At 55.2% G+C, this 16,972-nt stretch carries 19 protein-coding genes and 1 pseudogene; 11 read left to right on the top strand and 9 right to left on the bottom strand.

The annotated features are described in order from the left end of the window. The first annotated feature begins 59 nt into the window (after nt 1–59). The 6 genes from ACZ500_RS19920 (at nt 60) to ACZ500_RS19895 (ending at nt 3,950) form a co-directional block, all read left to right on the top strand. Nucleotides 60–335: a class II glutamine amidotransferase domain-containing protein gene (locus tag ACZ500_RS19920; protein ID WP_464229201.1), complete on the top strand. Its 276-nt coding sequence runs from the start codon at nt 60–62 to the stop codon at nt 333–335. A 56-nt stretch (nt 336–391) separates the two neighbouring features. Then, the gene (locus ACZ500_RS19915; RefSeq protein WP_464229200.1) at nt 392–673 is read left to right on the top strand and encodes a gamma-glutamylcyclotransferase; all 282 of its coding nucleotides are present in this window, start codon (nt 392–394) and stop codon (nt 671–673) included. 395 nt (nt 674–1,068) lie between these two features. Then, nucleotides 1,069–1,218, top strand: coding sequence for a helix-turn-helix domain-containing protein (locus ACZ500_RS19910; protein WP_464233095.1), 150 nt, complete (start codon nt 1,069–1,071; stop codon nt 1,216–1,218). Further along, on the top strand, nt 1,218–1,694 hold the full coding sequence (brxF, locus tag ACZ500_RS19905) for a BREX-3 system P-loop-containing protein BrxF (protein ID WP_464229198.1): 477 nt from the start codon (nt 1,218–1,220) through the stop codon (nt 1,692–1,694). The genes ACZ500_RS19910 and brxF overlap by 1 nt, the downstream gene beginning before the upstream one ends. Before the next feature lie 34 nt (nt 1,695–1,728). Beyond that, nucleotides 1,729–3,555, top strand: coding sequence for a DUF6079 family protein (locus ACZ500_RS19900; RefSeq protein ID WP_464229196.1), 1,827 nt, complete (start codon nt 1,729–1,731; stop codon nt 3,553–3,555). Next, nucleotides 3,477–3,950 (top strand): ATP-binding protein, encoded by a 474-nt coding sequence (locus ACZ500_RS19895; protein ID WP_464233094.1) that lies wholly within the window; start codon nt 3,477–3,479, stop codon nt 3,948–3,950. The genes ACZ500_RS19900 and ACZ500_RS19895 overlap by 79 nt, the downstream gene beginning before the upstream one ends. An 83-nt stretch (nt 3,951–4,033) precedes the next feature. Here ACZ500_RS19895 and tnpC (ACZ500_RS19890) read toward each other — a convergent pair whose 3' ends face one another. Next, on the bottom strand, nt 4,034–5,590 hold the full coding sequence (tnpC, locus tag ACZ500_RS19890; protein WP_464229194.1) for an IS66 family transposase: 1,557 nt from the start codon (nt 5,588–5,590) through the stop codon (nt 4,034–4,036). Beyond that, the gene (locus ACZ500_RS19885; protein WP_464229193.1) at nt 5,587–5,817 is read right to left on the bottom strand and encodes a Druantia anti-phage system protein DruA; all 231 of its coding nucleotides are present in this window, start codon (nt 5,815–5,817) and stop codon (nt 5,587–5,589) included. Before ACZ500_RS19885 ends, tnpC (ACZ500_RS19890) begins: the two co-directional genes overlap by 4 nt. Nucleotides 5,818–6,214: 397 nt before the next feature. Here ACZ500_RS19885 and ACZ500_RS19880 point away from each other — a divergent pair, with 397 nt between their 5' ends. Next, entirely contained in the window at nt 6,215–6,373 is a 159-nt protein-coding gene (locus ACZ500_RS19880) for a hypothetical protein (protein WP_464227922.1), read from the top strand. After that, on the top strand, nt 6,366–8,453 hold the full coding sequence (locus ACZ500_RS19875; protein ID WP_464229192.1) for a recombinase family protein: 2,088 nt from the start codon (nt 6,366–6,368) through the stop codon (nt 8,451–8,453). The genes ACZ500_RS19880 and ACZ500_RS19875 overlap by 8 nt, the downstream gene beginning before the upstream one ends. A gap of 26 nt (nt 8,454–8,479) precedes the next feature. On the opposite strand, the gene ACZ500_RS19870 is transcribed toward ACZ500_RS19875, so the two are convergent. The 3 genes from ACZ500_RS19870 to ACZ500_RS19860 form a co-directional block, all read right to left on the bottom strand. Beyond that, complete coding sequence (locus ACZ500_RS19870; protein ID WP_464229191.1) at nt 8,480–8,986, bottom strand: Druantia anti-phage system protein DruA; 507 nt, start codon at nt 8,984–8,986, stop codon at nt 8,480–8,482. Nucleotides 8,987–9,097: 111 nt separating this feature from the next. Beyond that, entirely contained in the window at nt 9,098–9,496 is a 399-nt protein-coding gene (gene tnpB, locus ACZ500_RS19865) for an IS66 family insertion sequence element accessory protein TnpB (protein WP_464229190.1), read from the bottom strand. Further along, nucleotides 9,493–9,879, bottom strand: coding sequence for a hypothetical protein (locus ACZ500_RS19860; protein ID WP_464227918.1), 387 nt, complete (start codon nt 9,877–9,879; stop codon nt 9,493–9,495). The genes tnpB (ACZ500_RS19865) and ACZ500_RS19860 overlap by 4 nt, the downstream gene beginning before the upstream one ends. 29 nt (nt 9,880–9,908) lie before the next feature. Here ACZ500_RS19860 and ACZ500_RS19855 point away from each other — a divergent pair, with 29 nt between their 5' ends. The 3 genes and pseudogenes from ACZ500_RS19855 to ACZ500_RS19845 all read left to right on the top strand — a co-directional run bounded on the left by ACZ500_RS19855 (nt 9,909) and on the right by ACZ500_RS19845 (nt 13,237). After that, nucleotides 9,909–10,388 carry a hypothetical protein gene (locus tag ACZ500_RS19855; RefSeq protein ID WP_464229189.1) on the top strand — a complete coding sequence of 160 codons (480 nt, stop codon included), beginning with the start codon at nt 9,909–9,911 and terminating at the stop codon, nt 10,386–10,388. A 590-nt stretch (nt 10,389–10,978) separates the two neighbouring features. After that, a pseudogene (locus ACZ500_RS19850) lies at nt 10,979–11,587 on the top strand (class I SAM-dependent methyltransferase); the annotation flags it as partial. A 360-nt stretch (nt 11,588–11,947) separates the two neighbouring features. After that, nucleotides 11,948–13,237: an AAA family ATPase gene (locus ACZ500_RS19845; RefSeq protein WP_464229187.1), complete on the top strand. Its 1,290-nt coding sequence runs from the start codon at nt 11,948–11,950 to the stop codon at nt 13,235–13,237. 181 nt (nt 13,238–13,418) lie between these two features. Here the strand turns inward: ACZ500_RS19845 and tnpC (ACZ500_RS19840) are convergent, their stop codons facing one another. The 4 genes from tnpC (ACZ500_RS19840) to ACZ500_RS19825 form a co-directional block, all read right to left on the bottom strand. Continuing rightward, a complete protein-coding gene (gene tnpC / locus ACZ500_RS19840; protein ID WP_464227924.1) occupies nt 13,419–14,975 on the bottom strand; it encodes an IS66 family transposase in 1,557 nt (518 codons plus the stop codon). Next, complete coding sequence (locus tag ACZ500_RS19835) at nt 14,972–15,754, bottom strand: Druantia anti-phage system protein DruA (protein ID WP_464233093.1); 783 nt, start codon at nt 15,752–15,754, stop codon at nt 14,972–14,974. The genes tnpC (ACZ500_RS19840) and ACZ500_RS19835 overlap by 4 nt, the downstream gene beginning before the upstream one ends. A 102-nt stretch (nt 15,755–15,856) precedes the next feature. After that, entirely contained in the window at nt 15,857–16,255 is a 399-nt protein-coding gene (tnpB, locus tag ACZ500_RS19830) for an IS66 family insertion sequence element accessory protein TnpB (RefSeq protein WP_464227919.1), read from the bottom strand. Beyond that, nucleotides 16,252–16,638 (bottom strand): hypothetical protein, encoded by a 387-nt coding sequence (locus ACZ500_RS19825; RefSeq protein WP_464227918.1) that lies wholly within the window; start codon nt 16,636–16,638, stop codon nt 16,252–16,254. Before ACZ500_RS19825 ends, tnpB (ACZ500_RS19830) begins: the two co-directional genes overlap by 4 nt. Nucleotides 16,639–16,972 lie beyond the last annotated feature (334 nt).

Genomic DNA, 16,972 nt, shown 5'->3' with positions numbered 1-16,972 from the left:
ATAAAACACCTCCCAACCGGTAATCCTGCAAAAGCGGCCACCGGCTCTTCAAGCGCCCGGTGACGGCCAAGCGGTTCGTCACGGATAAGGCCTTCGCCGAACTCCTTGCCTCCATGGACAATCGCGCCTCGCTCCTGCTCGGCCATACCCGTTGGCGCACCCGAGGGGACGAGCGGGTCAACAGCAACAACCACCCGATCCGCGCCGGGGAGGTGATCGGAACCCACAACGGCACCCTCTACAACGCCGATTACCTCTTACGCCGCTGGAAAATGCGGCGCTTCGCCGAGGTGGACAATATGATTTCGGATTTCGGATTGGCGATTGCGGATTGAAAAGAATCTGTTTCGAATACTCACTGTTTCGAAAATCCGCAATCCACAATCCACAATTGTTGCGGCTCTTTGTCTACGGCACCCTGAAGCGCGGTTTCTGGAACGACGACCGCTTCTGCCGGGGCGTCCTGACGGTGGAGGACGCTCTGGTCCGGGGCCGCCTCTTCGAGACACCCTCCGGAATCCCGGTCCTGCAGGTCCCGGAAGAAGACATCCTCGCCGTCGGGACCACCAATCCACTTGCCGACGTGGCCACACAAGCGCACGCGACGGCCCGCATGTCCTATCCCGAGCCAACCCCCGACCGGCTTCCAAAGAAGGGCACAGGCGCCCCCTGAGCCCCAATGTATGGGGAGCTACTCACCTTCGACGATCCCGAGACCCGCCTTCCGGCCATTGACCGACTGGAGGGGTTCCACCCCGGACGGTCCCTGCCTCTACCGCCGCGTACTGGTCACCGTTCGGACAAACGGTGCCGAACTCCCGGCCTGGCCCTATTTGGTGAGGGATCGCTGGACTGGAACATTCAAGAGCGCTAACCAGCGGAATCCGGGGCTGATTTTCCCATCTGCGCTCCTAAGAGCATTTGACAGCTACTGTCAATAACTGTAAATTACGTGACTGCTACAATGCATCCTGGGTTGAATTTTGCCTTGAGGCCAGAGAGGTGCACTTGATGGAAGAAAAACAAGGCTATGTTCTAACCATCGAAGAGTTATCCGCCTACCTATAGATACCGAAATCGACGCTCTACAAGCTCGTTCGGGAAGGCAAGATCCCCTCCCAGAAAATCGGCCGGCACTGGCGTTTCCGGAAAGGAGCCATTGACCACTGGCTTGAAGAAACGCGAGCGAACGAGCCGGGTTCAGGAGGAGATCGCTAATGGCGGAACCACTCGCCGACAGAATCATACGAAGAATCGGCCACGCTGCCGAGCTGTACCACCGTCTTGTCATGCTGGTGGCCCCGGCCGGTGCGGGCAAGACCGCCGCGCTCCAGGATGTCCATGAGCGCACGATGGCTCCGCTGGTCAACGTCAACCTCGAACTTTCCCGGCGCATGCTCGACCTCACCGAGCGCCAGCGGGCGCTGCAGTTGCCCAGGCTCCTCGCGGAGATCGTGGGCGCATCCACAGCCGATGTGGTTCTTCTGGACAACGTCGAGGTCCTCTTCGATGTCTCGCTCGAGCAGGACCCGTTGCGGCTCCTGCAGGGGCTCTCCCGGAACAAAACGGTGGTCGCGGCCTGGAGCGGCTCCATCGACGGAGAGCACATGGTCTATGCGACGTCGGACCACCCTGAATACAAACGATATCCCTTACGAGATTTCCTGGTAGTGAACCCGGAGGCCGTTGCATGAAGAAAAGGAACGAAAGCGCAGGAGGGCAGACGCGATGAAATACGGAGACCTGATCCAATTCGAGCCTATCGAGTCCGTGGTCCAGCTACGGGACACCGACGAGGCCGCTGCTGCCCGGCAGCTTGTCCAGACCTATGTCATCTCCGAAGAGATGGCCGAAAAGCTGATCAGTCTTGTCGTTCCTCAGCTTCAGTTCGACCAGCCCATAGACAACAAGGGGCTGCTGGTCGTCGGCAACTACGGCACCGGTAAATCTCACCTCATGTCCGTGATCTCTGCTCTGGCTGAAAACGGCGATCTCGCAACGTATCTGAACGACAAGAGCGTGGCCAGCGCCGCGGGCAAGATCAGCGGGCGCTTCAAGGTGGTCCGGACCGAGATCGGCGCGACCACCATGTCCCTGCGCAACATCCTCGTGGCCGAACTGGAGGAGCACCTGACCGCAATGGGCGTGTCTTATTCCTTCCCGCCCGCAGACAAGGTGTCCAACAACAAACGTTCCTTCGAAGAGATGATGACCGCCTTCCACCAGGAGCATCCCGACCACGGTCTGCTCCTGGTGGTGGACGAACTGCTCGACTACCTGCGCACCCGCAAGGATCAGGAACTCATTCTCGATCTCAACTTCCTGCGCGAGATCGGCGAGGTCTGCAAGGACCTGCGGTTCCGCTTCATCGCCGGCGTTCAGGAAGCCATTTTCGACAGGCCGCGTTTTTCCTTTGTAGCCGACAGCATCCGCCGGGTGAAGGACCGCTTCGAGCAAATCCTCATCGCCCGCAAGGACGTCAAGTTCGTGGTGGCCGAGCGTCTGCTCAAGAAGACCGCCGACCAGCAGGTGAAAATCCGGGAGTACCTGACACCTTTCGCCAAGTTCTACGGCCGCATGAACGAGCGCATGGACGAGTTCGTGCGCCTCTTCCCCGTGCATCCGGACTACATCGACACTTTCGAGCGGGTCAGCGCGGTGGAAAAGCGCGAGGTTCTCAAGACCCTGTCCCTGGCCATGAAGAAGCTGCGCGGGAAACTGGACGAAACCAAGACCTTCCTAGAATCCCTGCAAGCCTACACCACGACCGGCAAGCTCAAGAACTTCCGCTATGACGCCTCGGAAGTAACCGCCCAGCGGAGTGGGCTCGAATCCCTTGCCGAGATCAAGTCGCTCGAGGAACTGGTGGTCGACCTCGGATCCACGGCCTCGTACCTCTCCACCGCCGAGGCGGTCCTGCCCACCGGTCACGATTGGATCGACATAATGAAAGCGGCGCGAGACGAGGTCTTAGCCCAGATCGGCGATCCGGCCAAGCGGAGCGTTTCAGTATTCCGTCAGCAGACCCAGCGCAAGCTTGGCAACCTCAAAATGGCCTACCGACTGGCCTACCTTTCCATGCACGCCAAAGCGCGACTCGGCGTGAACGAGGACAAGCGCAAGGCTCAGCTCAGGGGCGACGAGCGGCTCAAGAACCTCCAGAAGCTCTCCACCATCGACCTGATGCCGCGCCAGTACCTGTCAGATTTCCAGAACCGGCTCGCCGGATTGAAGAGTTGCTTTGCACCTACCGAGCAGGAACTGGAAGCCTCGCCGGTCTGCCCGCACTGCAACTTCAAGCCGGGCGCGGAATCCCGCCTGAGAGGAACTCCCGCGGCGACGATGCTGGACAACCTGGACCAGGACTTCATACACGCCTTGCAGGGGGTGCTCTCCGGGCTCACCAAGCTCTCGGTCAAGATTGCGGACTTGCGCGACGCCCTGCTCTCGGGCGGCTCACCGGCCACCCCGGCGGGCTGCCAGGCGGAATTACGCCGGAGAACATCCTCCGCCACGAGCCCGTTCCCCGAAATCCCGCGCTTGTGGATGCCTTGACCCGCCTCCGGCTCGTGAATCGGAGCAATCTTGGCGTACGGAGGATGTATCAGGCCCTTTTGATGGAAGGCAAAGAGCCGCCCACGATTCTTGACGAAGGCAACGCGGTACGCGTTATTTTTCGGGCATCCCGGCTTTCGGCCCCTTTCCGGATGTTTGTGGCTGAAGAATCGGATCGAGGGCATCTGCTATCGCTGGAACGGCTTCTCATCATTCAACATCTGTTGCGTTACCCGGAAATCGACACGGCGACCGCGGCCCGCATCACCCAGCAAGGAGAACCCGACGCACGGGATGTGTTGACCCATATGGAAACGGCTCTCGGTTATCTGGAACGCGGCGGAACAGGGCGGGGAACTTACGTGTCCTTTCGGCAGCCGTGCAGAGGTCAATAAATTTTCGGCTTGTGGAAAATTTTTAGCGTGCGAGGATGAAGCGGAGGGCGGGAGGCCCCAAGAGGCCCCCGGCCGGGATGGGGTTAGCGGTTTTGATCCTGGTAATGCCACGGCATGAAGGTGTGCGGGGAGGACTGCAGGGCTTTGGTATTCTTCAGGAGCCATGTGAGGTAGTCGAGCGGGTTGACGCCTGAAAGTTGACATGTGTGGATGAGGCTCATGAAGAGATCCCCGACATAGGCGCCGCGTTGCGTCTTGTAGAAGAGGGAGTTTTTCCGGTGTAGGATGGCGAACTTCAGGGCCCTTTCACAGATATTGTTGTCCAGCGGGGCTCCAGGCACCCTGAGAAAACAGGTCAGTTCCTTCCAGTGTTTGAGGAGGTAGGTGATCGCCTTCCCCAAGCCGGAGTTGGGCTCCACGGTCTTCTCCGCAAATTGCTGATGGCACCACGCCTCGAGAGCTGTCATGACGGGCTCAGTGTTGAGCCGATGGTAAGCCAGTCGATCCTGTGGAGACATCTTTTCGCTTTTGGCGATCGCCTCATGCATATAGACTGTTGCCAGCTCGTTGATCACATGAGCGCAGTCGTCCGGGAATCGCTCGACCAGTTCCACGAACTTCCTGCGGGCATGGGCGAGGCAGTTGGCCAGGATCGTCTGAAAGTCCTTGGATACGTTCCGGCTCAGGGCATCGCACATCTGAATCGGTGGTGGGAGCCCCGTTGCCCGGCGTTTCAACAGGTCGTGCAGGTTTTCCCCGGCATGCTGCCTGCCGGTCATGAACATGGCGACCTGATGGCCCTCGGATTCGGTGACCATCCCTGTGGTGAAGATCCCTTTGCGTTTGCTGTCCGGATCCTGCTCTTTGAGGAAAGCGAGCACCTTCGCGGAGGTGTCATCATTGTGGAGCAGCGTGCCCTGCGCGGCGAATGAGACCATGGCATCCATGACCGGGGCCAGAGCTACGGCTGCGGTATCGAGGATATCCCACTGGGTGGAGGCGGGCAGAGGTTGGCCCAGATTCCTTTGAAGGGTCTCGATCCGGTTGAAGGGCATGCCGCAGCCATACTTCAGTATCGCCAGCATGGGCGTAGCGGAATCGTCGTATTTTTGCTCGGATATCCCTTCGGGCAGTTCGGGGGTGAAGATATCTCCGCACAGATTGCAGCGTAAGCGGATTCGCTCATAAACGGTGGCTTTGAGAGGGGCTGTTCCAACGATATGAACAAAGACCGACGGCATGGCCAGCTCGTATAGTTTACCCTTCTCACAGCTTGGGCAGGGGTCCCCCGAGTTCAGAGCGGGGTGTTCGATGCGCACCCTGGCAGCGCCGGTGTACTGGCCTGCGCCGTTTTTCCCGTGCCCCCGGGGTTTTGGTTTGGCGCCTTTTTTCCGGACTGGTTCGGTTTTATCCTTGAGGATGTTTCGGGCTGTCTCGGTCGGGGCCCCCAGCAGGTACTTGCACAGCCGGCCGATGGAGGTTTCTTTCTCGGCAAGCACCTCCCGCAGACGCGCCACCATCTCGGCAAGCCCCAGGAGCACGTCGTAGTCCGAGTCGGTCAGGTTCCGTTCTTTGATGCGGTCCTGGAGCGCTTCGAACTCGCCGGCGGATATCACCAGCTTTTTGGGTGATTTTTTCATCGGCACAAGACCTCCCTGAACCGGCGCTCAAGCGGATAGAGCCAGATCGTCTTGACCGGTTTGTCACAGGCCTTTTTCCGGTCCCACTTGCCTCGCCCCTGCGTCTGCCCCACGCAGACCCAGTTGGCGGCCTTGTACGAGGCGCCGGTGAAACGCTGCTTTTCGACGAAGGTCTCGAGCAGGGAAGGCCGGTAACGGTAGCGCTCTTCCCACCGATCGGGGAGCAACCGCGCCGTGCGCGCAAGGATCTGTGAGGCAAGATTGAAAGATTTTACCCAGGGCAGGATGGGCGAAGGATGCCCATAAAGTTGATTTCGTTGAAGTCCACTATATCTTTCACCCCTATTTTGGGCAAAGGCTGAAGGTCAAGCGTATCTTTAAGGAGGAGCTTATTGTGGTTTCTCCTGAGGGCAGGAGACTTAGAGGAATACCCTTATGGATGACAGACAAGGAGGCCTGTAAACAGATCAAGATATCCCCCCGACCCTACTGTAGTTGTGACGCCCTAAGGAACTTAAGGGAACTGCTAAGCCATATAGGCGAAGAGTCGTAACCAAGCCCTTGGTCCTGTTTTCGTAACATAGTACCATGCCGCAAACTATGTCGGAAACAGGAGGGATGCAAATGCCAAAGCAGTTACCTTTAAGGTTTGGCGAGGAATGGTCGGTCAAAGTTCTTGCCTCGCTTTCCGATAAGGAGAAATACGAAGCGTTGGATGCCTTGAAAGAGATGCTGTTGGCAGCCTTTGAGGCAACAAGGAAGGGGGGCAAAATAAATGGGTAATGCCGAGATACAAAATGAGCACCTCTTGCGTACAGCTTATGTATATATCCGCCAATCCACTTCGTACCAGAAGGAGCATAACCTCGAAAGTCAAAGAAGACAATATCAACTTGTTGACAAGGCATATGCTTTAGGTTTTAAGGATGTTCAGGTCATTGACGAAGACCTGGGTCAATCTGGAGCCATTGGTTCTGAAAGGAGTGGTTTCAAGAAACTGGTGGCCGAAGTCAGCATGAACCGGGCTGGGATTGTTTTCGGCCTGGAGGTATCAAGATTTTCAAGAAATAATCGAGACTGGTACCATTTGGTTGACTTATGTGCAATATTTAATACTCTTATTGCGGATCAAGAGGGAGTTTATCACCCAGGCAACCCTAATGACCGCATGGTACTGGGTCTCAAGGGAACTATGAGCGAAGTGGAACTTAATCTGATCAAAAGCAGGCTTCATTTCGGTGCCGAAAATAAGGCAAAAAGAGGTGAATTGATTTATCGCTTGCCTGTGGGTCTGGTTAAGACTGATGAAAACAAAATAGAAAAAACCCCTGATTTGAGAATCCAGAAGTCAATCCAGCAAGTTTTTATTAAATTCAGTGAATACCATAGTGCAAGACAAACGTTTTTATGGTTTATACATGAAGAAATTTCATTTCCTGCAATAAGTAACGGGCACTATGGGATGGAGGTTGTATGGGGAAAACCCCGATATCGTGCGATTTACGATGTATTGAAAAACCCTTTCTATGCGGGCGCCTATGTTTACGGCAGGCGCGAGAGCAAGGCCTATGTTGAAGAAGGGGAGATAAGAAAAAGTAAGGGCCATGCTTTAGATATCAAGGACTGGAAAGTCTTAATAAAAGACAATCATATAGGCTATATAAGTTGGGAAGAATATACAAAAAACCAGGAAATCCTCAAAGAAAACAATGCGCGAATGGCTGGTTCCCGCCGAGGCCCCATTTTAAAAGGTAACGGTCTTTTAACCGGTATTTTGAGGTGCAAGCGCTGCGGGAGAAAGCTGTCCGTAGCCTATGGCGGCAAGAGAAATACAGTTCCCAGATATCAGTGCATTGGTGATCGACTTCAACGGGGAGGAAGCGATTGTATAGCATTTGGAGGTCAACGTGTCGATAATGCTATCAATAGGGCCGTCCTTGAAGTGGTGGAACCACTATCGATAAAGGCTTCATTAAAAGCCATTGAAGGTTTACAGAAAAATATCGAGGAACAGGTTAAGCTCATTGATATGGAAATTGAAAACGCTGAATATGAAGCTGAACGAGCTTATAGGCAATACAACAAAGCCGATCCAGAAAACAGGTTGGTATGCCGTGAGTTAGAAAATAAATGGAATATATGTCTTGAAAAAACAGAAGAGATAAAAAGAAAACTAGCTGCCATGAAAGCGCCCATACGGCCTATCACTGAACAGGAAATACAGGAATTGATGCGGCTTTCTGATTATTTGCCCAAAATATGGAACTCGCCTAGCACAACGAATGAGATAAGGAAAAGGATTATCAGAACACTTATAAAAGAGATAATCTGTGACGTTGATGACGAAAAGCACCTGATTCTTTTGGATATTCACTGGGAAGGAGGTGTTCATACCAACCTACAAGTGAAAAAGAATAAAACTGGGGAACGTAACAACAGCACAGACAAGTCGATTGTCGAATTGATAAAGCAGTTAGCGCGACAACTGCCGGATAAACATATCGCTCCTGTTCTTAATAAACTTAAACTGAAGACTGGGATAGGCAACACTTGGACTGCTTGTCGAGTAAAAAGCCTGAGGAACTATAATGAGATTCCACCCTATTGTCCCGGCGAGGGAAACCCCTTTTTAACGCTTGAAAAAGCGGCCGATCAACTGGGGGTGTGTGCTCAAAGTGTCAGAGATCTCATCAACAGGAATGTGATTGTTGCCGAGCAGGTTGTCCCCTACGCTCCCTGGGCGATACAGAAGCAAGAGCTCGAAAAAGAGGAGGTCAAAATGGCGGTCAAGGACATAAAAGAAGGGGCCAATCGGCGAAAGCAGTGTTCACAGTGTGAGAACCAAGCCAATCTTTTTCAATAATATCAACTAGGTGGTGAGGTGAAGTATCATGCAGGGATCCTGGGCAAAATGAGGAAGCGGCTGTTGTCGATCACCCGGTGTAGATTCTCTATACGCTGATCGTCGCTCCAGCCGATGAACTCGTCGCGCGGGGCGACACGCCAGGCGGCGGCCGAGAAACCCAGAAGCGCAACCAGATGCTGTCCGGCCCAGACCATAAAGCGCATCTGCGCCCCGCCCATGCGGGCATAGCCCAGGTAATGGTATCGGTCGATCAGCTCATTCCAAAGAGGGGATGATCTCCGGTCGACCGGCTCGATCGAAAGGCTTATGCGACCGGGGCCGATCTCGATCGGGGATTGGGGTTCTCCTGTCAGGGTGTGTTGGATCCGCTTGGGCACGACGCGCCTTTTCCTTGGCGCTGGAAGCGGGATGACACCGGCCCGGTACAGGCGCAGCAGGGCAACCCGGCAGCTCATGTCCTTCAATCCGCCGTCGGGCTTTCGCCACTCGGCCCATTCGCAGAACATGCGTGAGAGCTGTGCACGGTTCAATCCCGGCACGCTGGTAACTTGACGGCGGATCCAATCCAGATCGGTTGGCGTGAAGTCTCGACCACAAATGAGCAACCTCTGTAATCCTCCTCTTGGTAAAGGTTGCCCTGCTTATAGCAAAGAACGTTTTTTGTGGCCAGTACTTTTTTGAGGGATGGGTCGATTTTTTTCTATCCGCCGAAAATCCTCCGGGATTTTTTTGAACGGATCGGCGTTCCACAAAAGCTGTTGGAGTTGAGCAGCCGCCAGATCGCGGATGGTGCCCGGGCCGAACTTCCACAAGAAACGACCCCGAGACAAGCGTTTATGGCACAACCAAAATCCCTGGCCATCATAAACCAGGATGCGCAGGGCCTGACGGGACTTGTTGGTAAAGATGAAAAGGGTGCCGCTGAATGGATCCACGGCCAGCTTCTGCCGGCATACTGCCACCAAACCGTCGATGCCTTTGCGGAAATCCACCGGGTCCACTGCCAGCAAGATCCGCATGTGGGCAGTGATCTGGATCATGAGAGAAACTGCCCGAGAATGCTTTCAGGATCGGGCGGTTGACCGGTGCCCGAGAGCCTCAGCCTGCTGCCATCCGCGCGTTCGCACTCGACGACCCATTGGCCGAAGAGGCAGGTGGTGTCCAGCTGGATCAGCTCCGGAGTGGCATGATCAGAGGAGAGACGCTTCTTGAGCTCTGTGAAGGAAAGCCTCAGTCTGCGGCATACCTCGGAAACAGAATGCCCTCTGCATTGCTGTACCGCAGCCTCCCACAACTCCTGCGGGATCAGGGCGCGCTTCTTGCCGCGCTGCCGGCGCCACTCGGCAAACCGGCGTTCGACCTCGACGAGGTCGGGCTGGGAGTGGCTGCTGTATGGGACAGGGTTCCTCGAAGTGGTTTCCATCGCCATCCTCCTTATATAATCCAAATGGGATGGCGCTACCTTATAACATCCCGGCCCCGCGTGTTAAGCACGCCTGCCGGAAGGACACGTTGCGTTACCCGGAAATCGACACGGCGACCGCGGCCCGCATCACCCAGCAAGGAGAACCCGACGCACGGGATGTGTTGACCCATATGGAAACGGCTCTCGGTTATCTGGAACGCGGCGGAACAGGGCGGGGAACTTACTGGATTATGCGGCATAACCTTCATCGCCGCCTTTCCGCATCCGGGCATCCAGAGCGTGATCGGCGTATCGCCTGGGAAGCGGCCAAGACACGAGTGTTGAGCATTCTGATGGATCGGGCCAAACGAGGCGAGCCGGGACTCACAAACAAGGAAATCCGCCAAATAACTCGTTTCAACCGGCATCAAGCAACCCGAATGCTCCTTGAAATGCGCGGTGAGAACCAGGAGCTAAAGGCAACCGGCCACGGCGCCGGGGCACGGTATGAATGGAAGAAGGAATGATTGTCAATTGCTTGCCGGGCAATTCCGCGGTATTTAAACCGATAATTGCTCAAATAATTGCTTACGCCCAATATCTTAAGCAATTGACCACGGAAATGGCTCACGGAATGATCCTGCGCCATTTCCAGCCTGGATTGGAACCAAAAATGGGAAACTACCATTGCCTTTCCATTGGACAAAAGGGCCGACATGGTTTCGCATAGAAATGCGCATAGAATTGGCTTCTATGCACGAACAGAGGTGAAATCGCATAGGAGAGCGCATGGATGAGCCGACATATCGACGGCGATAATAGGCCCATTTCCGCTTTAATCGATTTTCCTCCCAGATTGTGGGGATAATGCCCACACAAATGCAAAACATGGAAATACAGCACGTTATCGAGTCAAGGGTCTGGAAAACGAGATCATGATGCCCTTAATGGGATCATCAACGACTGTTTTCGGGTTAAAAGTGACCAAGTAATGCCATATCCCCTGTGAACTTAGTCAGTGGGACAGTGACCAAGTTGATCGCGGACCGGAAATCAAAGGATCCTGAAATGGAGTTTACGGATGGTTAAGCACAATCAGCCACATACCCAAAGGACCATGTTGGAAATGGAAGGTCCCGAGACCCGCGACTCGGGACCCGTGACCTGCTTGGGCATGACGTTCCCGAACGACGAGGAGCGGCGGAAGCATTTCCTCGGCATCCTGCGCGAGAAGCTGAAGGACCCAGAGTTCCGCAAGATCGAGGGATTTCCCATCGGCTCGGACGAGAACATCCTGACGCTCTCCGACCCGCCGTACTACACCGCCTGTCCGAACCCGTTCATTGCCGACTTCATCAAGCGTTACGGTAAGCCCTATGACCCGAGCAAGCTATACAGCCGCGAACCGTTCGCGGCGGATGTGAGCGAGGGCAAGAACGACCCGATCTACAACGCCCACACCTACCACACCAAGGTGCGTCACAAGGCCATCATGCGATACATCCTTCATTACACGGAATCGGGGGATGTAATCTTCGACGGATTTTGCGGTACCCGGATGGCGGGAGTAGCAGCACGGCTGTGTGGAAGCAAACAGGCCATGGCGTCAATGGGCTATCAGGTCAGTACCGATGGAGCGGTTCTGGATTTCAGGAGTAATCGCATATCGCATATAGGAGCACGCCGGGCTATCCTGTCGGCTCTGTCTCCAATCGCCACCTTCATTGAGAGCCTTCGTGCCAAGGGCAAGGATCGCTGGTACGTGTCCGACCCGAACAAAGCGGGCGACCTGGAGAAGCTACGCGAGAGATCTCTGCTCAAGGAGTTGGAGGAATACCGGACGTCCAATCAGAAACGGTTGAAAGTGTTCCGACTCGAGGCGGTCCGTCCCGGGTTCAAGAAGGCCTGGCAGGAGCGCGACTACGCCACCATCATCACCGTGGCCCGCAAGGTTCCCGAAAACGTCCTGCAGGAAGATCCGAAACTTCTCATGTGGTACGACCAAGCGCTCACCCGATCTGGGGAGGAGTGATCCAGGGATGAACACGGATAAACAACGGCTTAAAGTCAACGATTGGAGGTTGACATGGCACACATAGAAGGAATTCGAATCAGAAACTTTCGCGTCTTGCGCGATATCACGCTTGGCAAGCTCTGGAATCTGCAACAGGCGGAACCCTTGACCCCCATGACTGCCGTCATTGGAAAAAACGGGGTTGGGAAAAGCTCATTGTTCGATGCCTTTGGCTTTTTGGCCGACTGTTTGAAATCAGGGGTGGAAGAAGCCTGTGATCTGCGTGGCCGCGGAGGTTTCCAGCGTGTCAGGTCCCAAGGACAACAGGGGCCTATAGAATTTGAGATATACTATAAAGAGGAAGGTAATGCCCGGCCAATAACCTACGAACTGGCCGTGAATGAAAATTCGGCGGGCCGTCCTTATGTGCAAAGAGAGAGACTCAGACAACGGCGAAAAGGACAGAAACACGGCTGGCCGTTTTCATTTCTTGTTTTGAACGATGGGAAAGGAGTTGCATGGAAGGGAGAACAAGAGGGGCGTAAAATTGACGAGGCAAAAATCCAGATTGACATCTTGGAGTTGATTAGGTCCGTTGAGGATATGGAAAAAGAAGAAAGTCGTGAAACGGAAATTGTTGAGCTGGAAGACCCACGGAAACTTGGCATTGCAACTCTCGGATCACTCAAACAGCATCCCAGAATATCCGCATTTCGACGCTTCATTGAAGGATGGTATTTGAGTTATTTCGCGCCTGATGCCGCACGAAGTCTTCCTCTTGCCGGTCCGCAGAAGCATTTGAACATCCACGGTGATAATCTTGGCAATGTCGTTCAGTTTATGGAACGTGAACACCCGAATAAATTTCAGGCCATTCTTGACCGCATCGCTGTTAAGATCCCGGGCATTCAGAAAATTGACACCGACAAAACAGCCGATGGTCGCCTATTGCTAAGATTCAATGACAAGGGCTTCAAAGATCCCTTTTATGCGCAGCAAATGTCCGATGGAACGCTTAAAGTCTTTGCCTACCTTCTGTTATTGGAAGATCCAACACCTCCGCCGTTCCTTTGCATCGAAGAGCCGGAGAACGGACTCTATCATAAGCTGCTGGAATCGCTTGCGACGGAATTTCGTAGTCATGCCACAGGACAAAAAGGCAGCTCTCAAATATTTATAACCACCCATCAGCCCTATTTCGTTGACGCGTTATCCCCGGAAGAAGTCTGGATTCTGGAGAAAGGGGAGGATGGCTTTTCCGATATCAAACGGGTCAGCGACATTGATATTGTGGGACAAATGGTCAAGGAGGGCCTACCTTTAGGCGGGCTGTGGTACAGCGACTATCTGGATGCGAGGTGAATATATGCATTTCGAGATACTCGTTGAAGACCAGTCCGGCAAAAAGGCGCTCGATATACTTGTTCGTGTCCTTTCGGCAGCCGTGCAGAGGTCAATAAATTTTCGGCATGTAAAATTTTTTTAGCGTGCGAGGATGAAGCGGAGGCCGGGAGACCCCAAGGGGCCCCGGGCCGGGATAGGGTTAGCGGTTTTGATCCTGGTAATGCCACGGCATGAAGGTGTGCGGGGAGGACTGCAGGGCTTTGGTACTCTTCAGGAGCCATGTGAGGTAGTCGAGCGGGTTGACGCCTGAAAGTTGACAGGTGTGGATGAGGCTCATGAAGAGATCGCCGACATAAGCGCCGCGTTGCGTCTTGTAGAAGAGGGAGTTTTTCCGGTGTAGGATGGCGAACTTCAGGGCCCTTTCGCAGATATTGTTGTCCAGCGGGGCTCCAGGCACCCTGAGAAAACAGGTCAGTTCCTTCCAGTGTTTGAGGAGGTAGGTGATCGCCTTCCCCAAGCCGGAGTTGGGCTCCACGGTCTTCTCCGCAAATTGCTGATGGCACCACGCCTCGAGAGCTGTCATGACGGGCTCAGTGTTGAGCCGATGGTAAGCCAGTCGATCCTCCGGAGACATTTTTTCGGTTCTGGCGATCGCTTCATGCATATAGACCGTTGCCAGCTCGTTGATCACATGAGCGCAGTCGTCCGGGAATCGCTCGACCAGCTCCACGAACTTCCTGCGGGCATGGGCGAGGCAGTTGGCCAGGATCGTCTGAAAGTCCTTGGATACGTTCCGGCTCAGGGCATCGCACATCTGAATCGGTGGGGGGAGCCCCGTTGCCCGGCGTTTCAACAGGTCGTGCAGGTTTTCCCCGGCATGCTGCCTGCCGGTCATGAACATGGCGACCTGATGGCCCTCGGATTCGGTGACCATCCCTGTGGTGAAGATCCCTTTGCGTTTGCTGTCCGGATCCTGCTCTTTGAGGAAAGCGAGCACCTTCGCGGAGGTGTCATCATTGTGGAGTAGCGTGCCCTGCGCGGCGAATGAGACCATGGCATCCATGACCGGGGCCAGAGCTACGGCTGCGGTATCGAGGATATCCCACTGGGTGGAGGCGGGCAGAGGTTGGCCCAGATTCCTTTGAAGGGTCTCGATCCGGTTGAAGGGCATGCCGCAGCCATACTTCAGTATCGCCAGCATGGGCGTAGCGGAATCGTCGTATTTTTGCTCGGAGATCCCTTCGGGCAGCTCAGGGGTGAAGATATCTCCGCACAGATTGCAGCGTAAGCGGATTCGTTCATAAACGGTGGCTTTGAGAGGGGCTGTTCCAACGATATGAACAAAGACCGACGGCATGGCCAGTTCGTATAGTTTACCCTTCTCACAGCTTGGGCAGGGGTCCCCCGAGTTCAGAGCGGGGTGTGCGATGCGCACCCTGGCAGCGCCGGTGTACTGGCCTGCGCCGTTTTTCCCGTGCCCCCAGGGGTTTGGTTTGTCGCCTTTTTTCCGGACCGGTTCGGTTTTATCCTCGAGGATGTTTCGGGCTGTCTCGGTCGGGGCCCCCAGCAGGTACTTGCACAGCCGGGCGATGGAGGTTTCTTTCTCGGCAAGGACCTCCCGCAGGCGCGCCACTGTCTCGGCAAGCCCCAGGAGCACGTCATAGTCCGAGTCGGTCAGGTTCCGCTCTTTGATACGGTCCTGGAGCGCTTCGAACTCGCCGGCGGATATCTTCAGCTTTTTGGGTGATTTTTTCATCGGCACAAGACCTCCCTGAACCGGCGCTCAAGCGGATAGAGCCAGATCGTCTTGACCGGTTTGTCACAGGCCTTTTTCCGGTCCCACTTGCCTCGCCCCTGCGTCTGCCCCACGCAGACCCAGTTGGCGGCCTTGTACGAGGCGCCGGTGAAACGCTGCTTTTCGACGAAGGTCTCGAGCAGGGAAGGCCGGTAACGGTAGCGCCCTTCCCAACAATCGGGGAGCATCCGCGCCGTGCGTGCAAGGATCTGCGAGGCAAGATTGAAAGATTTTACCCAGGGCAAAATGAGGAAGCGGCTGTTGTCGATCACCCGGTGCAGATTCTCTATACGCTGATCGTCGCTCCAGCCGATGAACTCGTCACGCGGGGCGACACGCCAGGCGGCGGCCGAGAAACCCAGAAGCGCAACCAGATGCTGTCCGGCCCAGACCATAAAGCGCATCTGCGCCCCGCCCATGCGGGCATAGCCCAGGTAATGGTATCGGTCGATCAGCTCATTCCAAAGTGGGGATGATCTCCGGTCGACCGGCTCGATCGAAAGGCTTGTGCGACCGGGGCCGATCTCGATCGGGGATTGGGGTTCTCCTGTCAGGGTGTGTTGGATCCGCTTGGACGCGACGCGCCTTTTCCTTGGTGCTGGAAGCGGGATGACACCGGCCCGGTAAAGGCGCAGTAGGGCCACCCGGCAGCTCATGTCCTTCAATCCGCCGTCGGGCTTTCGCCACTCGGCCCATTCGCAGAACATGCGTGAGAGCTGTGCACGGTTCAATCCCGGCACGCTGGTAACTTGACGGCGGATCCAATCCAGATCGGTTGGCGTGAAGTCTCGACCACAAATGAGCAACCTCTGTAATCCTCCTCTTGGTAAAGGTTGCCCTGCTTATAGCAAAGAACGTTTTTTGTGGCCAGTACTTTTTTGAGGGATGGGTCGATTTTTTTCTATCCGCCGAAAATCCTCCGGGATATTTTTGAACGGATCGGCGTTCCACAAAAGCTGTTGGAGTTGAGCAGCCGCCAGATCGCGGATGGCGCCCGGGCCGAAGTTCCACAAGAAACGACCCCGAGACAAGCGTTTATGGCACAACCAAAATCCCTGGCCATCATAAACCAGGATGCGCAGGGCCTGACGGGACTTGTTGGTAAAGATGAAAAGGGTGCCGCTGAATGGGTCCACGGCCAGCTTCTGCCGGCATACTGCCACCAAACCGTCGATGCCTTTGCGGAAATCCACCGGGTCCACTGCCAGCAAGATCCGCATGTGGGCAGTGATCTGGATCATGAGAGAAACTGCCCGAGAATGCTTTCAGGATCGGGCGGTTGACCGGTGCCCGAGAGCCTCAGCCTACTGCCATCCGCGCGTTCGCACTCGACGACCCATTGGCCGAAGAGGCAGGTGGTGTCCAGCTGGATCAGCTCCGGAGTGGCATGATCAGAGGAGAGACGCTTCTTGAGCTCTGTGAAGGAAAGCCTCAGCCTGCGGCATACCTCGGAAACAGAATGCCCTCTGCATTGCTGTACCGCAGCCTCCCACAACTCCTGCGGGATCAGGGCACGCTTCTTGCCGCGCTGCCGGCGCCACTCGGCAAACCGGCGTTCGACCTCGACGAGGTCGGGCTGGGAGTGGCTGCTGTATGGGACAGGGTTCCTCGAAGTGGTTTCCATCGCCATCCTCCTTATAGAATCCAAATGGGATGGCGCTACCTTATAACATCCCGGCCCCGCGTGTTAAGCACGCCTGCCGGAAGGACACGGAGAATGGGATTGTCTGGATTTCCGGCCTGCCGGGGGCCACATGCTCTTTGACAGTTCATTGAATCACAACGATTTTCGGTTAGCAGCCGGAGAACGAGAACGGTTACGAAAAGGGTTACACCCGGGGAGCCAGATAACCAATGCAAGCCTTTTGGAACCGGTTGCTTAACGAATAGAGCCCCGCATCAGTGATGCGGGGCCTTACCTTTATAATAGCTGTTATTTCCAACACTTACGCCATTTC

It is taken from the genome of Desulfatiglans parachlorophenolica, assembly GCF_055394735.1.
The sequence above is the reverse complement of the archived record's forward strand: the minus strand, read 5'-3'. Positions and strand labels throughout refer to the sequence as shown.